Below are 17,543 nucleotides of genomic sequence, written 5' to 3' on the forward strand. Positions count from 1 at the left end.
GCTATTTCAAAACAAATCTACATTTTGTTTTTTCAATAACCATATTTTTATGCAGCTTTTCAGTTGTGTCACAAAATGACTATTGGAAACCAAAACGTTTGGACCAAGTCCCACCAAAGCTTGAGAAACTCCATATAAATCCGCAGGAATCCACAATATATAATTTGTCCGATAGTCGCGTTAGTTCTTCCTTACAAACTAACAAAGATCCTGATAATGCTTTTATAAAACTCCCCGATGCCTCAGGAACAATCCATCCTTTTAAACTAACAGAGCGCCCGGTATTTGTACCTTCATTAGCCGCAAAATACCCTAATATCCGATCCTATGTTGGCTTCGCTACTGACGGCAGTAAGATACGCGTGCGTTTGAGTGTTTCTCCGCAGGGTATTTACAGTATGATGTCTGCACCAAATACCGCAACTGTTTTTATGGAACCTGTAGCAAAAGGATCTTCAAATTATGTGGTTTATGATAAAAACATGAAGCTCGACAATAGCTCTGTTTTTAATTGTGCCACGATGGCAACCCTGGAGAATTCGATCAACAAAACCAGTACCGCTAAACTTGCAGAAGGTGGCGCTGATAACCAAACCTTGCAAATTTTTAGAATTGCTATTTCAACAACCTCAGAATACACGGCCTATCACGACGACGGGAACAATGGTAATGGTAATGCTATTGCTGATGCTCTTGCGGCAATTAATGTCACCTTGACGCGCGTGAATGAGGTTTTTGAAACAGATCTGGCGGTAACCTTTCAACTGGTCGATGCTACGAGTTTAATATTTAATAACGCGGCTACCGACCCCTATTCCGATGCGAGTGTAGGGACAGACAGCGCTAATTTTAACACCACCGACGGCTGGAGTTTACAACTTCAAAATACCTTATCTACCAATACCGAACTGGGCGCTAATTTAAACGAACGTAATAACGCTTACGACATTGGGCATTTATTTGGAGCCTCGGGTGGCGGTGGAAACGCCGGTTGTTTGGGTTGTGTGTGCCAAAATGATACAGCAGCTACCACCGATCATAACAAAGGTAGCGCGTACTCTTCGCCTTCCAATGGGGTGCCTGAGGGTGATACTTTCGACATTAATTATGTAGCCCATGAGATCGGACATCAAATGGGAGCGAATCATACCTTTGCTTATACTTCGGAAAGCACCAATGTGCAATCAGAACCCGGAAGCGGCAGTACGATCATGGGATACGCCGGGGTTACAGGACAGAATGATTTGCAACCGGATAGTGACGACTACTTTCACTATCAAAGTATCAAACAGATCCTTGCAAATTTGAGTACCAAAAGTTGCCAAACAACTCAGGTGATCTCCAACAATCCACCTGTAAGCAATGCGGGAGGTGATTACACGATACCCGCCGGAACGCCATATGTTTTAAAAGGCTCCGCTACGGATGCAGATCCTTCGGATAACCTGACCTATTGCTGGGAAGAAACCGACAGCGGTGTTACCAATTACCAAAATTTCGGTCCGACTCTTAGCACCGGACCTATGAACCGATCGTTACCTCCGAGTAGTTCGCCGGATCGTTATATTCCAAGACTTTCAAGTGTGCTGAATGGTCAGATCACACAAACGAATCCTGGCCTGGGAAGTGATTGGGAAACCGTTGCCACCGTAGATCGCTTTTTGAATTGGGCGCTTACCGTTCGCGACCGGAGTCCGTCGACTCCAAGTGGCGGGCAGACAAGTTATGACACCATGCAGATTCATGTGATCAATAGTTCCTCTTCAACCACGGTAGGACCGTTTACAGTGACCTCGCAAACCGCAAGCAACATCAGTTGGACAAAAAATACCACCGAGACCATTACCTGGAATGTTGCCAACACCAACGATCCGGCAGGCGTGAACACCCAAAATGTGAATATTTTACTGTCTACCGATGGCGGTTACACCTATGATACCGTATTAAAGTCGAATACCCCAAACGACGGCTCCGAACAAATTACAGTGCCAAACCTGGCGGCACCTTTCTGTCGCGTTATGGTACAACCTATAAACAATATTTACTATGCCATAAATCCGGTAGATTTTGCCATAGGTTATAATGTAACAACGACCTGCAACCAACAATATGCATCGAGCAGCAATTTAAATCTGGCCATTCTTGACGGACGCACCACCACCAGTACTATCACTGTACCCAATAGCGGATCCATTAGCGACGTAAAGGTTAATGTAGATGTAACGCATACCTTTATTAGCGATCTTAAAGTGGTTGTTACTGCTCCTGATAATACCAGTGTTGTGCTATGGAATGAAAATTGTTTCAATACCAGTGACAATGATTTCAATATCATATTTGAAGATGGTGCTCCCGCCGTGTTTTGTGATACGCCAACGGCTGGAACCTATACTCCCGTAGGCACTCTGGGCGATTTTGATGGAAAGAATATGGCTGGCACCTGGCGATTATCTGTAACAGATAACTACTCGGGAGATACCGGAACCTTGAACGATTGGTACCTTGAATTTTGTACCACTACAGCAACGTTAGGCATTAATGAGGCTGTGGCATTTGACGACCTTAGCGTGTTCCCCAACCCGAATTCGGGAGATTTTACAGTGAAGTTAAATGGTGCTGATTCTAAAACGATACAAATTGAAGCTTTCGATATTAGCGGCCGCAGTATTTATAAGCAAAACTTCACTAGCCGACCAGGTTTCAACGAACAAATTCACCTGAATACGGTGGCATCAGGTTTATACCTGTTGAAGATCTCAGACGACAATCGGCGATCTGTGATCAAAAAAATTATGGTAAACTAAAGTTTATTTTCCGTTGAATTCGTTCATGGTAGTATGGACTCCGGCAAGCACGAACGAATTTATAAGTTCCACGGATTTTTTAAGACGCTCCGGAAGATTTTTATCTTCTTCTTCCGTCCATTCGCCTAAAACATAATCGATCTGACGCCCTTTACTAAAAGCATCACTAATACCGAAACGAAAGCGGTTATACTTTGTGGTATTCAATTTATCCTGAATATCCTTTAAGCCATTATGCCCACCGTCGCTACCTTTCGTTTTTAAACGAAGCGTTCCAAAGGGTAAGTTGAGATCATCGGTAATGATCAGGAGGTTTTCCAGAGGGATCTTCTCTTTGGCAAGCCAATACAACACTGCTTTTCCGCTAAGGTTCATATAAGTGCTCGGTTTGAGAAAAATCAAGGTTCTTCCTTTGATCTTGTGGTTGGCGATATCGCCGAGTTTTTGAGTTTCAAAGGTGCAGCCTTCCTGTTCAGCATAAAAATCAAGGATCTTAAACCCGATATTATGCCGCGTATTATGGTATTTTTCACCAATATTTCCTAAACCTACAATGAGAAACTTTTTCATAGTGTCTTCTTTCGAATCGTTTTTGGAACCGCGTTTAAAAAACCAAAACATAGTTGTGAGTTTTGGTAAAAATAAAAAAAGCATTCTGATAACAGAATGCTTTTTCTTTTTATGTTAAAGAATGATTTATTCTTCAGCTTTTGCTTCTGCAGGTGCTTCTGCTCCTTCTGCTGCCGGAGTTTCTGCTCCTTCTGCTCCTTCTTCACCTTCAAGCAATTCTTCATCTTCATCCACCTCATCAACGATCGCAGTTCTAGCCGTTTTGATCTGGCAAACCACAGTGTTGTCCGTGTGTAAGAATCTGTATCCATCAGTTGGTAATTCACCAACCTGAACGTTATCACCAATTTTTAATGGTGTAATATCGATTTCGATAAAATCAGGCAAGTTAGCAGGAAGTGCTTTTACACGTAATCTTCTGTTGTTACGTCTTAATACACCACCATTTTTAACACCTCTGGAGTTTCCTACCAAACGAACCGGAATGTTCATTGAGATTTCTTTATCTTCAAATAATTGATAGAAATCGATGTGAAGGATGTTATCCGTCACCGGGTGGAATTGAATATCCTGAAGTACGGCGTGTAATTTTTCGCCATTGTCTAATTCAATCACAACGGTATGCGCATTTGGCGTATAAACCAGGTGAGTGAATTCTGTTTCTAAAGCAGAGAAATGCACTGGTTTATCTCCTCCGTATAATACGCAAGGAACCTGACCAGCATTACGTAAGGCTTTTGTAGCTTTCTTGCCCACGCTTTCTCTTTGAGATCCTTTGATTGTAATTGATTTCATTTTTCTATTTATATAATTTAATTAATATACAGTTTTGGTGAGCCGTTTTGCCGCTTACATTATAAAATTAGAAGCTATCGATTGGTTGTTGTGTACTTTCTCCATCACTTCTGCAAACAAATCGGCACAACTTAACACCCGGATCTTATCACTTAGCGGTTTCACAGGAATGGAATCCGTTACGATAAGTTCTTCTAATTTTGATTTATTAATATTATCATAAGCTTTTCCCGAAAGAATGGGGTGCGTGCAAATAGCTCTAACACTTAGGGCACCGCGTTCCATCATCAGATCAGCTGCTTTCGTTAAAGTTCCTGCCGTATCAACCATGTCATCAACAAGCACCACATTTTTTCCTTCAACATTACCAATAAGTTCCATGTGTGAAATCACATTCGCCTTGGCGCGTTGTTTATAACAGATCACCACATCACTTTTTAAAGCTTTGGAATAGGCATAGGCTCTTTTAGAACCACCCATATCCGGGGATGCAATGGTTAGGTTTGGCAAATTCAACTTTCTTAAGTAAGGTAAAAAGATGGTTGAAGCAAACAAGTGATCTACAGGTTTTTCGAAAAAGCCCTGAATTTGATCGGCGTGCAGATCCATGGTTATGATGCGTGTTGCTCCGGCCGCTTCTAACATCTTGGCCACTAATTTAGCAGCGATCGGTACACGAGGTTTATCTTTTCTATCCTGTCTGGCCCAGCCGAAATAAGGTAAAACGGCAGTGATGTGACGGGCAGAGGCGCGCTTCGCAGCATCGATCATCAAAAGCATTTCCATTAAATTTTCCGGTCCGGGATTGGTAGAACCGATAATAAATATTCGGGTTCCGCGGATAGACTCTTCGTATGACGGTTGAAATTCGCCATCGCTATATTTTGAGGTAATCACTTTACCTAATTCCACGCCAAAAGATTTGGCGATTTTTTCTCCAAGCACCTGACTCTGCGTACACGCAAAAATTTTAGCTTCTGTAATTACTATCGGCATGGTTAATGTCTTGTTTTATAGCGATAAAACGGTCTGTTTTTTAACGAGGTGCAAATTTAGACATTTATTTTTACCTTGAAAGTATATTACTGAGTATTTTTGATTGAGATTTAGAAAAATTACATATTTTTGTAGCCCGAAATGCTCAAGAGCCTATCTTCGATAGGTAAAGCGGATCTGCCAACCGGAGGTTGGATTGGTAGACCTGTCTCACGACAGGCAGGCGCGCCGAGGTTTCGGAAGTTCTTTTGTGATGTTCTTATGTTCTATATTTACGCCCTTTCAAGCCTCAGTAATAACTACATTTATGTGGGAATGACCGAGGATTTAAAAGATCGTATAGAACGGCACAATAGTGGTAGAGAAAAAACAACCAAGCCCTACATGCCTTTTGAATTACTTTTTTCAGAAACGATTGATGGTTCAAGATCTGAAGCCAGAAAGCGAGAAAAGTACTGGAAGTCTGGAGTAGGAAAAGAAAAGTTACGAATCATTAGAAATAATAAAAACAATTTCTAATATTTGAAGAAATGCTCAAGTGGCGGAATTGGTAGACGCGCTGGATTCAAAATCCAGTTTCTTCGGAAGTGTGGGTTCGATTCCCACCTTGAGTACCAGGTTAAATTTTAACGTCCTGTTTTTCAATGATATTGAAGGCAGGGCGTTTTTATTTTCCCCACTTATTCCCCACAATTGGATAAAATCTTAGGTTTTTAAGATCTCTAAATATCTTTTTCTATTAGTTGCCTCTTTTAGTTGTCTCTTTTAAATTATTTCATGTTTTCATGTAGGATAAATACAACAAAAACTGTTGTTTAAAGGTGATATTATCGGGATAAAAACATATCTTGTGGACATATAACGAGTTGTAGCGCATTAAGGAAGAATGAATAATCAAATTAAAATCCTAATTCTAACTCTAGTTCTTGGTATTTCAAGTTGCTCGAGTTCGTTTATTTTAAGAACCAAAAGGAAAAGGATTAACCTGGAAACACTTCCTGAAAATTCAGTTAAGGTTGGTGTTGATAACGGAATTGTATTAATAAAGTTTAACAGAAATGATTTAGTTAACCTATTTCAAAACGATTTAGAAAATTGGTCTGACCATAGAATAAAATCATATGTTGATGAATTAAAAGCATTTAATTCAGACACTATTTTTGAAAAGGATAGGACAGTTGGAACTTTACCTATCGCTGAATACGAATCAAAATTTCATACTCTTTTGTTAAATGGCAAAGCGGATATTGAAAATAAATCAACGAAGAAATATTTAAAGCAAATTAAATACAAATTCACAAGGGATAAACTAGGTGGAAAAAATGCATATTTCTATGATAGGAACGGGACAAAAATATACGAAATTGTACTTGCTCTTGGAGAATAAGAAACGCGCCACAACAGCGGCTATAAGTAATTGCTTATTCTCGCCTATCCTGAAAATTCCTGCGGAATTTTCAGCGCGGTGTATACTTGTAAAGTTAAATGCTAAACCACGCAACTACTCATAACCCAAACGTTGTACACCATTTAAGAAATGAAATATTCAATTATAATTTTACTAGGTTTATTCATTAGTTGTAAAGCTAATCGCATAACAACAAACCTAGATTCTAAACCATCTGAAAATTTAACAGAAAAATTATGCAATCAAATTGATGATAACATTGAGAATCAATTAAAATTACAAATGAAATTGATTCAAGAAGAATCACTCAAGAATTTAGACGAAAAAATTAAAAATGGTTCTAACCCTTTAAGTGAATTAAATGTTTTGAATTATATAACCACTCGTCATTTATGGAAAAACTGTCCAAAATATAAAATTAAATACTATGCTCTTGGAAGTATATTCACAAGAGTTTTAGACATAGATAATACATTAAATAATAAAGAAGTAGATGAAATTAAATTAAAAATCGAGAATCTTGAAAAAGAAAAAATGGTTCAATTAATGATTGTTACAATAGATGACCTCTATCCATATAAGGACATAACTGAATATTCAATTGAACAAGGGAATAATTGGAAAATTGGGAAGTATCAAGAAAATGGCGGAATAATTGTCGTGTTAGATAAAAATGATAGAAATATCAGATTATCAACTGATAATAAATTAAAAAAAGAATTGACAGATAAAGAATGTGAGGAAATTATTGAATTCTTAAAACCATTATTCAAAGAGAAAGAATACTCAAAAGGACTAAAAATAATGATTGACAAAATTAACGAAAGAATATAAACGGTGTACAACAGCGTGTAAAATTCATTACTAGTTCCTTACCTTTCCGCAAAAATCCTGCGGATTTTCCTACGGTTCGGTTTTATTTGCTAAATTGGTTACCTAATCACGCCACAAACCTTATAGGAAACCTTGTGCTTCATTATCAGAAACCACTAACCAATGATAAAATTCTTTAGAAAAATTAGGCAAAATTTACTGTTAGAAGGCAAAACAGGGGAATACCTAAAATATGCTATTGGAGAAATAGTACTTGTGGTTATTGGGATTTTGATTGCTCTACAAATTAATGATTGGAATGAAAATAGAATTAATCGTAGTAAAGAACAACAAATACTGCTACAACTTAAAAATGAATATAAAGAAAACTTAACGGAAATCGATAATAAAATCCTGATGCGAAATAACATGATTAACGCATCATATCGGATACTTTCCATCAAAGAAGAACTTATTGAAAACCTCCCTGCGGACACTATAGCATTAGATTTATTAACTCTGAATAATACACCTACTTTTGACCCTGTGACAGGAACAACAAATGAAGTGTTATCATCTGGAAAATTATACATTTTAACCAACGACACTTTGAAAAGTATGCTGACCAATTGGTCTGGTCAAGTAAACAGACTAACGGAATATGAACAAGATTTGCGCAACTACAGTATTAATCATTTTTTTCCCTACATAACCAACAATCATAATGTTAAACTATTATTTAACGGATTATGGCAATCAGATAAATTCAATTTTAAACATAAAGACAAGAGTATTGTAGTTAAGGAAATAATTGATGACGATGATATTGACGATTATTTTTTGACTATATCTGAACAATGTGTAATTACTAATAATGAAGCATCAATTGTAAGAAGGAATATAGAATCTATTTTGAACTTGATTGATGACGAACTTGATAAAAAATAACGAAAGCATAATAATGTATAACCGCAATTACGGCGGATTCGCCTACGTCCGAATCCACTGGGAATTGCTAAAGACTGTGCTAAACCGAAAATTAACGCATATTAACCGGTAACTGACGGTTATACGAATCGTTGGCAATCATTTGAAATGAGACAATTAATATCCTTAATTATATTTCTTATGCTAACAAATTGTGGCAAAGCCGAAAAAAACTTTCATGCTACAATTGGAACTTGGTGTTTTTGCGATAGTGCAGGCAATTATAATGAATATAAAATAACTAGAGATTATGTTTTGAGCATGTCATCAGATGACGAAAATGTTTGGCTTCTAAAAAATAAATTTAAAGACAATTTGTTGATTTGGTCAACTTGGAAATTGGAAAACAATTCGGACCTTTTAGGAGACACTTTAACTCTCAAACCAATTTTTCAATCAGAAAACAAATTAACGCTTGTTGCAAGACAGCCCTGGAGTATTGACACAATAAAATTAAATAAAAAAGATATTTTTATCGAGAATATTGATTTTACAAATTTTGATTCTTGGAAAAAGAAAATTTTAACAGAATTTAAAAAAAGAGCTGAACTAAAAAGTTGTTCAGACATAAGAATTTAAGAAGAAAAAATAATTCCAACATTGAATTTGGATGAAATCGAAGAAGAAGTAATACCAATAACCGAAGTAAAATCAAAATAAAAACGATTTGCCAAAAAAGGCTATAATCCATTGCTCACTAAAGGCTAAACCATTCAAACCATGAAAAAACACTTCTATTTAACTTTAAGTATTATTCTTTGGATAATTATGCTAATTGGATTTTCCGACAATTGGCTTACAGACGTAGGTCAACCTAGTAATTCTCAACCAAAATTTCTGATTCATGCATTTTTTGCTTTTAGCTGGTTCACAATTCTAATTGTTCAAAATGGGCTAATAAAGAAAAATAATGTCAAAGCTCATATGAGAACCGGGATAATCGGTTTTATAATTTATTTAGGATTTTTAATAACTACACTTCCTCTTTACTTAAAAAAATTTGAGCCATTATCAATAATGGTTTTCAGTCAACTGGTTTTTGCAACAATTCTCATTGGGATTGCATTTCGAAATAGAACGAAGAATTCTGAACTCCATAAAACCAATATCATGTTTGGCTCTTTTCTTCTCATTCAACCTGCCTGGGATAGAGCCTCTGGACATTTGTTTGGAAATGTTGGTTTGGAATGGATTTTATTTTATTTAATTCTGTATGGTTTATTCATCTGGTATCATAAAAAGATTAAATGGCAGATTGGTATGGGTTTTTTGATTTGGTTCACAGGATTAACCAATGTTATCATAAACATGAAATAAAAAACGGGTTACAACAATGGCTATAAATAATTGCTAGTTATCACCGAGAATATTAACAGCAAGTGAGAACGAATAGCATTAATTTATTAAATGCAATCGAAAATATGAAATATTTAATCTGCTTTGGACTTTTATTAAATAGTATATTATGCCATGGCCAAAGGAGAGAAAAAGGAGATATTGAATTAACACCGATAATTGGATACAGCACATCTTATCAATTACACTCTTTTCTTTTTGGTTCAACATCAGTTTCTGGAATTCAATTTGGAGTTTATGGAAATTATTTTTTAAATAATAGATGGAGTTTACGCTCAGGTTTGTTATATCAAAAAATGGGAACTAACAATGTTGATTTTTCTATTTTTACGGACGAATATTCCGAAAGAACAAATTACATTTCTGTCCCGTTGACAGTGAATTATCATTTCGGAACAAAATGGAAATGGTATGTGAATTATGGGATAGGGGTTGGATTTTTAACCAATGCTGAAGCAAATTATAATGATGGTAATGGGTTTGTTGACATAAATAACCTCGCCAATTCTACTCAATTTGGAATTATCGGAGCAATTGGATACGAATTCAAAGTATCGCCAAAATTTTTATTGATCGTTGAGAATTCTAATCTAATTGGACTTACGGATACTACCGAACAAAGAAATGGAAAGAATTTTTATATGAGTTTCAATCTTGGTGCTGTTTTTAAAATATAAATAGAAAGCCGGAATTAATACCTGCTGTTAACAATACCTGTAAGTAATGGCACTGTTATCGATTTTCCTGAAGAATACTTCGGAATTTTCAGCAATTTGTATACCTGCCTTCCGGCTAGCAAGTTTTGTAAAGTTAAATACTAAAACGCGCAACTACGCTAACTGAGAATGTTGTAGTGAATTAACCAGAAATGATTTAATTAATGGCAGATATTAGAGAATATCGGTTGTATTTTGAAATAAATAATGTCTCTTATTATGCAGGAAGCATACGTGCTTTAGCTAATTCAATAGAATTGTATTACCATTTTCCTTGGGGCAGTCGTTCCCCTAGTGAGTATCAAGATGTTAGTACAAATAAAATTGATAAGTGGCATTTACCAGATCACATATCTTTTCATAATAACGGTAGAATACACACAAAGCTCAAAAATGAAAAGAAAAAAAAGCTTTATTTGGAGCCAATCGAAATTGAAATTAATCCCTTTAATTTAGAAAGAGGTCATTTTCTTCCAATTTATCTTGAAAGTTTTTTTGTTGAAGACAATGAATATGTGAAGAAAAGATTAAAACCTGAAAATCCGTCCTCTAGTAATAGTACTGTATGGAAAATTAATTCTATCAAAAATTTTAGTTTATTAATTATCTCTAAATGTGGAAGTGTGGACCCATTAAAAATGACTCAGAATAACAAAGGATTAAATAGATTTACTTTTATAGATCAACCTGTTGTCATACAAAACTTTTTCACAAAAGAAGAAAAAGATAAACTACCCATTGGAAGTAAATCTGAAAGAAGTACTGAATTAGTAATTATGTTAGTTCGAGAGACCATTCCCAAGTCAAAACCAATTTTTGACGAAAAAGAAGGAGTAGGAATAAATGTAAACACGGTTCATTTAATTCCTACTTTAGAACATTTAGAAATGTTAACTGATATTAATTAAAAACGCGATACAACAATGTATAACCGTTAGCAAAAATTTAACCTAAATATTAAATGACAGACCAGGAATCTAAAAACTTTGTTTCAGAAATATTTGATAAAATAATAAAATCTAATTCAATAAATGATCTAGTTAAAATTGAAAAAGAGAGCTTTGATAATAAATATCTGATGGATCCAAAAGCTTTCCCTAAAATTGATTTTAACATATCATCTGAAGAAATTGACAATCTGATAGCGAATAATGTAATTGACAAAAACTATAACTTAAATCCTATACCCGAGAATAGTAGCTCTTTGATAAAACTTTTATATTCAATAATCTGGAAAAATGGAGATTTAAAAAAATTAAAGCATATTGCTAAAGGAATTCACCGAGAAGACTTAAGCATTATGGAGCAAGAAAATAGCTTTGTATTTTATCAGTTTGGCAAATATTTAACAAAACAAAAAAGTCAACCAATAATTGACCAGCATGTGCTACGAGCTTTTGCTATTTATCAATATGTTGAAACTAAAGAAATATCTAAAATTAGACTACTAAGTGTAATAACAAAAAAAGAAAAAGAATTAATAAAAAATTATATAGATTGGCTAAATTCTGACTCTATAAATGATACCCTAAAAAAAGAACAGGAATATTCATACTATATTGATAGAATTTTATTTGCAACAGGAAGATTAACCAAAAAAAATAAAAAATAACTTTGGCTCACACCGTGTAAAATTCATTGCCAGGTTCTTGCCTCTTCGGAAAATCCCTGCAATAATTTTTAGAATAATGCATGTGCATCTATTAAATTTACCACACCCACCAGGGAGCAAAAGGTTGCTCTATATATAACCAAAAGTCAAACAAACAATGTGCTATAATCGCAGGCCACAAAGACCCTGTAACATAACGGGAATAGCCTAAAATTAAACCTGCCAAAAATGTATACCCAAATAATTCAACTGCGCTGTTGTTAAGATGTTGTAATGGAAAAACAAATAACATTGCTTTGTAGCCGGCGTGGGACACCGATGCCAATACTATGGCTCCTCTCTGATGCCATTGCTGCGCTGCTCCTTGCACAAATCCCCTGAAGACAACTTCCTCAATAAAACCAATCAGGACAGCCAGTATTACAAATGCACCTATTTTTGATGGTATTGCCGGTAAGCCATCCTCTATTCGTGAATAAATGGCAAGCAAAAAGGAAAAAATAACGGCAATAAAAATCCAGTTAAACAACTTCTTAAAACGCCATAAAAAGGCAGACAAAAGAGATTCAGAGATATCTTTATAAATGGAATGCACCCAGAAACCTGACATTACCAAGGCAATTAAAGCTATTATTTTTATAGGAAAATCAAAATTGATTAACAATGAAAAAAGCCATAAAGCACCGGTAAGAGCAAGCGATTTAAATGTTATCCTTTTAGCATTTTCAATCATTGAAACCTATGTTTTTTAGGCTTTAAAAAATAAAACCAGAGACCAGCCAAAGGTAGGATAAGCAGTAACCAACCGGAGCCCAAACAAGCTCCAGAGTTTGGCGTAATGATCGTGTTTGGTAAGGCTTTCTTTAATTTCAATACATTAACAGAATCCTTTAAAAAATCATTAGAAAGTGAGAGGTAATGAAGACCATCTAAATTATAAAGGGTGGAATCTAACCCCACTGTACCAGACACAATAAGATATTTTAGGTTTTTAAAGTTTTTAAAATTGTTGTAATCCAAAAGCGTATCATTATTTTTAAATTCAAGATATTCTAATTCAGGAAATGAGTCCTGGAACACCTTCGGATTTTGCTCCATTAATGGATTATCATCGGGATAAATTGAAAGCCATTTAAGTTTGTTTTTCTTAAAGACATCTGAATTCAGAACCTCTTGCTTATAGATCCCCAAATGAAGGAACTTAAGTTGGGGATGATTCTCATATAGCGCATTGATATTTATACTATCCGATTCAATGTAAAGGCTCTTTAGCTTTTTCAGGTTATTTAATGACGTCCAGTCCATATCAACGCCATTGAAATCAATAATTCTTAAACTCTCTAGATCAGTATTTTCCTTAAAAAAATTAGAGCCAATGAAAGTACTGTCTGAATTATTAATAAGAATGATTTCTTTCAAATGAGGAAGGTGCATAAAGTAACCACTATCCTTTTTTGGAACAGAAATCATGAGGGTTTCTAAAGACGGAAATTTGGCAAGAATGGAAAATGAAATAGAATCTGCTTCATTTTCCATGAATACAGCCTTGGGATTAAAATTTTTAGAGACCCACAGCAAATCCTTATTTACCTGTGCTACTGAGTCCATTTCATAGAAATAAACCAGGTCGATATCAGGATTTAGAAGCGCTATTTTTTTTAAATATGGTCTCAACGAATCCAAAATAGGCTTCTCAACTTGGATGGATCTTAAATGCGAAATTTCTTCTTCTGAAAGTTGATTAAAAAAGGATAATGGTGGACTATTATTCCCGATGGAAATCCCGGTTAAATGCCCATTGATAAACAACAATGAATCTATCTGCTGAACACTCAGAGTGTCTTCCAAATCCCTATGGACAGAGATAACAAACTTATCGGTAGAAAGAAAGTCTCCCTGACGCATCAAAAGGCTTCCATATCCAAGGCTATCCAATGGGGGAAAACTAGTGCCAAAATCTAGAAAACGTGCAACGTTTGATCCTTTAAAAGTAATTAATCGGATATCGTTTTCCTCATTGCGTTTGCATTGCCACAGCAAGAGTATCAAAATGAAAAAAATAACCGAACTGATGTGTTTCCTACTTAACATAAAGCATGCTCAGGAATTTTCCCCTTAAGTCTTATTAAAGATACGAAATAAAGCATTTGAATAATTGAATGAATAAAAAATCGTAGGCTAAAGAACCCATGTGTTTGTAGTGCATAAAAAAGAAATTGTTAACCGAACTAGCCGTATTTCAGGACGTGACAGATGGGATTTGTTAGGATCAAAAATGCCTGGACTTAGAACTGCATAGATAAAACGCAAGGAATAAATATATCACCCTTATTATTTACAAGCTGTTTTTAAAGATTCCTGTTTACCTGATTTGATTCGTCAGGTAATCGATACTGAAAACAACTGAATAACAGATAAAAATGGAGAAAAAGCTAGCTTTGAAGAATATTTAAAAAAATAGCAAGTTCAATAGGAAATTCAAGGGAGTAACCACTTCCTCTTTCTTGTAACCTCACGTGACATGCCCACGGCTACTATCCTTAAAATAAACGTTTTACATTAATAGCAATGAATACGACCAGAAGGTCCTTTTATTTGGAGTATGGCTCTAAATAAAATGTATATTTACATATTGATAACACCAGACATTTTAAAAATGAAAAGAGATAGATTTTTCTTAATAATGGGTCTGATTCTATTCTCAATCGTACTATTTGCTTTTGCACCTAGCTTCTACTTACGATCGTTAACCAACCAGGATCCATTGCCTTTTTACTTTATTATTCATGGGCTATTTAATACGCTATGGATGTTTGTACTGGTTTCTCAAAGCTGGTGGATACAAACCAATAACTTCAATATTCATAAAAAAATTGGCACTCTTTGGGGACTCCTTGCAGTTGCTATTGTATGCATGAATATCTTTATAATTTACGTTGTGGCCCAAAGACCCGAAAATCTAAATTCATATGAGATGCGGGTAATGGGCCCTGTCATTGGCAACCTTTTAGGCGTGATATCCTTTGCTGGTTATATAGGATTTGGATTTTATTTTAGACGATTGCCTCAGATTCATAAACGTTTGATGCTTTTAGGAACAATTTCAATGATGGGACCGGCATTAGACCGTTTACATCTAAAATATGAATTTCTGAAATTTTCTTCAGATTATGCATTCAATTCCTATATATACGTTTTTGTCGGTTCATTATTAATAATATCTGCCATTGTCATTTATGATCTTATTACCCTTAAAAGACCGTATTTAGTGAGTCTAATTGGACTAGTCTGGTTTCTATTATCCAATGAACTGTTTAGTTATATCGTAAATTCAGGATTGGGAAAGGAAATTATACAATTCTTTCAAGGCACTGGCTAATAATTAAATGTTCAATTCGGTATTTCTAAAAAAGACCTCTGATCCTGAGTTAACAAATGCTTTAAATGAATTTGTTTCATCAATCAGGATACTTTCATGGCGGCTTTAAAGTAGAAATTCTAAGAAATATTTAGCGTAAATATTTGATGCCGAAATAAACGAATAAAAACGATTTGCCATCATACCAAATTTGCTTTATTGCTCATTCTACCTCTATTAAACTAAAATCTTTGGGGTTTTCCTATGGTTCGGTTTTAATTGCTAAATTAATGACCTAACCAAAGCAACAAACCATACACAAAAACGTTGTGCTCCATGATCTCAGAATTTCAATTAATTAAAAATCATATCTTTAGAGAAACTAACCTCTGATGATAAAATTATTTAGAAAAATCCGCCAAAGTTTACTTATTGAAAACAAAACCGGAAAGTATTTTGAATATGCTATTGGAGAAATAATCTTGGTGGTCATTGGAATTTTGATTGCTCTGCAGATTAATACTTGGAATGAGAATCGAAAAAATCAAGAATTAGTTTCAGTTTATAAAACCGAACTGATAAACGATTTATTATTGGATGTTAGTCACTTCGAATTTCATTTATCTCATGCAAAGCAAGAAAACAAGACTATTGACAGCTTAAGAACGATACTTCATCGTTCTAGTTCAGACAAAGACACTTTAAACAGTGTTATTAGAAAAAGCTTGACTTTTTTTAAAAGAAAACCTTGGATCATGTTAGCCACTACCGAATATCCACTTGTAAGTGACAATACTTTTCAATCGCTTCAGAATTCAGGTCAAATAACTTTACTTGACAATAAACTACAAGAGGAGATAGTGAGTTTTTATGGTTACACTAGAAAATATTCATTTATGATTGAAGAAATAATCACAAGCAAAAATGACGTGTATTTTGAATATATAAACAACATTCCTGCCATGCAATCTAAAGGAATGAACATTGTTAACCAAAATCTATACAATCAAGTATGGAATAATGTTGATTGGAATAGTGTGCAAATCAAATTCATTACTTTATTAAACACCTATTACGAGTTAAATTTAAAAACGATATTTTTTAATGATATGCGTCTTTATAAAACCAACATAATGATTGCACAATTAAAATCGGATTTAAAAAAATAACCTAAGCACAACACCGGCTATAATTCAGTGGCGATAGTGCAAAAACTCAAAGTAAAACACATAACCAACTTGATTTCTCTGCTGAATAGTCCTGTGGACGATTCCACGCCGAAATCATTGCCAAACCGTTACCAGTAATTTTCAGAAATCCACAAATAAATTCAAAAATCTGTCATAATTTGAAAATTCTTGTTACTAAATAAGCAGAGAGTACTAATGGAAGATAATAAACCAATGACAGAAACATTTGAACAGCTACTTGAGAATAATAAAGAGAAAATTTATAGAATTTGTAAAATCTACGCAGTTTCCCCTTTAGAACCTCAAGACCTTTTCCAAGACGTAATTTTTGCAATTTGGAAATCTCTTTCAACGTTTAAAGGCAATTCTAATATTGACACTTGGATTTACAGAATTACGCTAAATGTCTGTCTTCGCTCAAAACAAAAATCAGAGAAAACCTATAACAAGACACTTCAATTAGAATCTATTCAATTCATTCCTGTCGAAATTCCTATTGAGAATAATCAGCAAGAAAAGTATAATGCTTTGACTTCTTGTATTTCAAAATTGAACAATGAAAATAAATCAATCATTATCCTTTATTTAGAAGAATTAAAGTATCAAGAAATTGCTGAAATAACTGGATTAACAGAAAATCATATTGCAGTAAAAATGAAAAGAATTAAAAAAATCCTATTGGATTGTATAACGAATAAAATATAATATTATGAAGAACAGTGAACAGAAAAACATTTGGCAAGACATAAAAAATACCTGGAATGAACAACCTCAATCTGAAAAAATCAATATTCAAGTATCACAGCTCATAAATGAGTTCAAAAGTAAAATAAGTCAATTCGAGAAAGATTCGGTTAACTCAGACCTAGCTACTTTGAAATTGAACTGGGATAAAACGAAAAGGAATAACGTCAGCCCATTTGAAAAAAATTCCATAA

18 protein-coding genes and 1 tRNA gene are annotated in these 17,543 nt (G+C 34.6%); 14 read left to right on the forward strand and 5 right to left on the reverse strand.

Going from position 1 to position 17,543, the window contains the following annotated elements; translation table 11 throughout:
• Positions 1 to 98 precede the first annotated feature (98 nt).
• Positions 99 to 2,804 carry a zinc-dependent metalloprotease gene (locus ABD682_RS02355; RefSeq protein WP_344738596.1) on the forward strand — a complete coding sequence of 902 codons (2,706 nt, stop codon included), beginning with the start codon at positions 99 to 101 and terminating at the stop codon, positions 2,802 to 2,804.
• Positions 2,805 to 2,807: 3 nt separating this feature from the next.
• Here the strand turns inward: ABD682_RS02355 and pth are convergent, their stop codons facing one another.
• From pth to ABD682_RS02370, 3 genes are all read right to left on the reverse strand, one after another.
• Entirely contained in the window at positions 2,808 to 3,425 is a 618-nt protein-coding gene (pth, locus tag ABD682_RS02360) for an aminoacyl-tRNA hydrolase (protein ID WP_344738598.1), read from the reverse strand.
• A 75-nt stretch (positions 3,426 to 3,500) separates the two neighbouring features.
• The gene (locus ABD682_RS02365) at positions 3,501 to 4,169 is read right to left on the reverse strand and encodes a 50S ribosomal protein L25/general stress protein Ctc (protein WP_344738600.1); all 669 of its coding nucleotides are present in this window, start codon (positions 4,167 to 4,169) and stop codon (positions 3,501 to 3,503) included.
• Between the two features lie 54 nt (positions 4,170 to 4,223).
• A complete protein-coding gene (locus ABD682_RS02370) occupies positions 4,224 to 5,165 on the reverse strand; it encodes a ribose-phosphate pyrophosphokinase (RefSeq protein ID WP_344738602.1) in 942 nt (313 codons plus the stop codon).
• A gap of 141 nt (positions 5,166 to 5,306) precedes the next feature.
• Between ABD682_RS02370 and ABD682_RS02375 the strand changes: the two genes are divergently transcribed.
• The 10 genes from ABD682_RS02375 (at position 5,307) to ABD682_RS02420 (ending at position 12,057) form a co-directional block, all read left to right on the forward strand.
• Positions 5,307 to 5,684, forward strand: coding sequence for a GIY-YIG nuclease family protein (locus tag ABD682_RS02375; RefSeq protein ID WP_344738604.1), 378 nt, complete (start codon positions 5,307 to 5,309; stop codon positions 5,682 to 5,684).
• Between the two features lie 13 nt (positions 5,685 to 5,697).
• Positions 5,698 to 5,782 (forward strand) — tRNA-Leu (locus ABD682_RS02380).
• A 269-nt stretch (positions 5,783 to 6,051) separates the two neighbouring features.
• On the forward strand, positions 6,052 to 6,552 hold the full coding sequence (locus ABD682_RS02385; RefSeq protein WP_344738606.1) for a hypothetical protein: 501 nt from the start codon (positions 6,052 to 6,054) through the stop codon (positions 6,550 to 6,552).
• Between the two features lie 150 nt (positions 6,553 to 6,702).
• Positions 6,703 to 7,407, forward strand: coding sequence for a TPM domain-containing protein (locus ABD682_RS02390; RefSeq protein WP_344738608.1), 705 nt, complete (start codon positions 6,703 to 6,705; stop codon positions 7,405 to 7,407).
• A gap of 162 nt (positions 7,408 to 7,569) precedes the next feature.
• Entirely contained in the window at positions 7,570 to 8,334 is a 765-nt protein-coding gene (locus tag ABD682_RS02395; protein ID WP_344738610.1) for a DUF6090 family protein, read from the forward strand.
• Positions 8,335 to 8,481: 147 nt separating this feature from the next.
• Positions 8,482 to 8,952: a hypothetical protein gene (locus ABD682_RS02400; RefSeq protein ID WP_344738612.1), complete on the forward strand. Its 471-nt coding sequence runs from the start codon at positions 8,482 to 8,484 to the stop codon at positions 8,950 to 8,952.
• Between the two features lie 141 nt (positions 8,953 to 9,093).
• A complete protein-coding gene (locus ABD682_RS02405; protein ID WP_344738614.1) occupies positions 9,094 to 9,690 on the forward strand; it encodes a hypothetical protein in 597 nt (198 codons plus the stop codon).
• Between the two features lie 104 nt (positions 9,691 to 9,794).
• Positions 9,795 to 10,406, forward strand: a complete 612-nt coding sequence (locus ABD682_RS02410) for a porin family protein (RefSeq protein ID WP_344738616.1) — start codon at positions 9,795 to 9,797, stop codon at positions 10,404 to 10,406.
• Positions 10,407 to 10,609: 203 nt separating this feature from the next.
• Positions 10,610 to 11,353 carry a hypothetical protein gene (locus ABD682_RS02415; protein ID WP_344738618.1) on the forward strand — a complete coding sequence of 248 codons (744 nt, stop codon included), beginning with the start codon at positions 10,610 to 10,612 and terminating at the stop codon, positions 11,351 to 11,353.
• Between the two features lie 53 nt (positions 11,354 to 11,406).
• Entirely contained in the window at positions 11,407 to 12,057 is a 651-nt protein-coding gene (locus tag ABD682_RS02420; RefSeq protein WP_344738620.1) for a hypothetical protein, read from the forward strand.
• 97 nt (positions 12,058 to 12,154) lie between these two features.
• Here the strand turns inward: ABD682_RS02420 and ABD682_RS02425 are convergent, their stop codons facing one another.
• Together ABD682_RS02425 and ABD682_RS02430 are read right to left on the reverse strand one after the other, a co-directional pair.
• A complete protein-coding gene (locus tag ABD682_RS02425; protein WP_344738622.1) occupies positions 12,155 to 12,790 on the reverse strand; it encodes a CPBP family intramembrane glutamic endopeptidase in 636 nt (211 codons plus the stop codon).
• Positions 12,787 to 14,148 (reverse strand): hypothetical protein, encoded by a 1,362-nt coding sequence (locus ABD682_RS02430; protein ID WP_344738624.1) that lies wholly within the window; start codon positions 14,146 to 14,148, stop codon positions 12,787 to 12,789. The genes ABD682_RS02425 and ABD682_RS02430 overlap by 4 nt, the downstream gene beginning before the upstream one ends.
• A 565-nt stretch (positions 14,149 to 14,713) precedes the next feature.
• Here ABD682_RS02430 and ABD682_RS02435 point away from each other — a divergent pair.
• The 3 genes from ABD682_RS02435 (at position 14,714) to ABD682_RS02445 (ending at position 17,310) form a co-directional block, all read left to right on the forward strand.
• Positions 14,714 to 15,436 (forward strand): hypothetical protein, encoded by a 723-nt coding sequence (locus ABD682_RS02435; RefSeq protein ID WP_344738626.1) that lies wholly within the window; start codon positions 14,714 to 14,716, stop codon positions 15,434 to 15,436.
• 371 nt (positions 15,437 to 15,807) lie between these two features.
• Positions 15,808 to 16,584, forward strand: coding sequence for a DUF6090 family protein (locus tag ABD682_RS02440; RefSeq protein WP_344738628.1), 777 nt, complete (start codon positions 15,808 to 15,810; stop codon positions 16,582 to 16,584).
• A gap of 216 nt (positions 16,585 to 16,800) precedes the next feature.
• Positions 16,801 to 17,310: an RNA polymerase sigma factor gene (locus ABD682_RS02445; protein WP_344738630.1), complete on the forward strand. Its 510-nt coding sequence runs from the start codon at positions 16,801 to 16,803 to the stop codon at positions 17,308 to 17,310.
• Positions 17,311 to 17,543: the final 233 nt, after the last annotated feature.

The organism is Gaetbulibacter aestuarii (genome assembly GCF_039537665.1).
Lineage (GTDB): Bacteria > Bacteroidota > Bacteroidia > Flavobacteriales > Flavobacteriaceae > Gaetbulibacter_A > Gaetbulibacter_A aestuarii.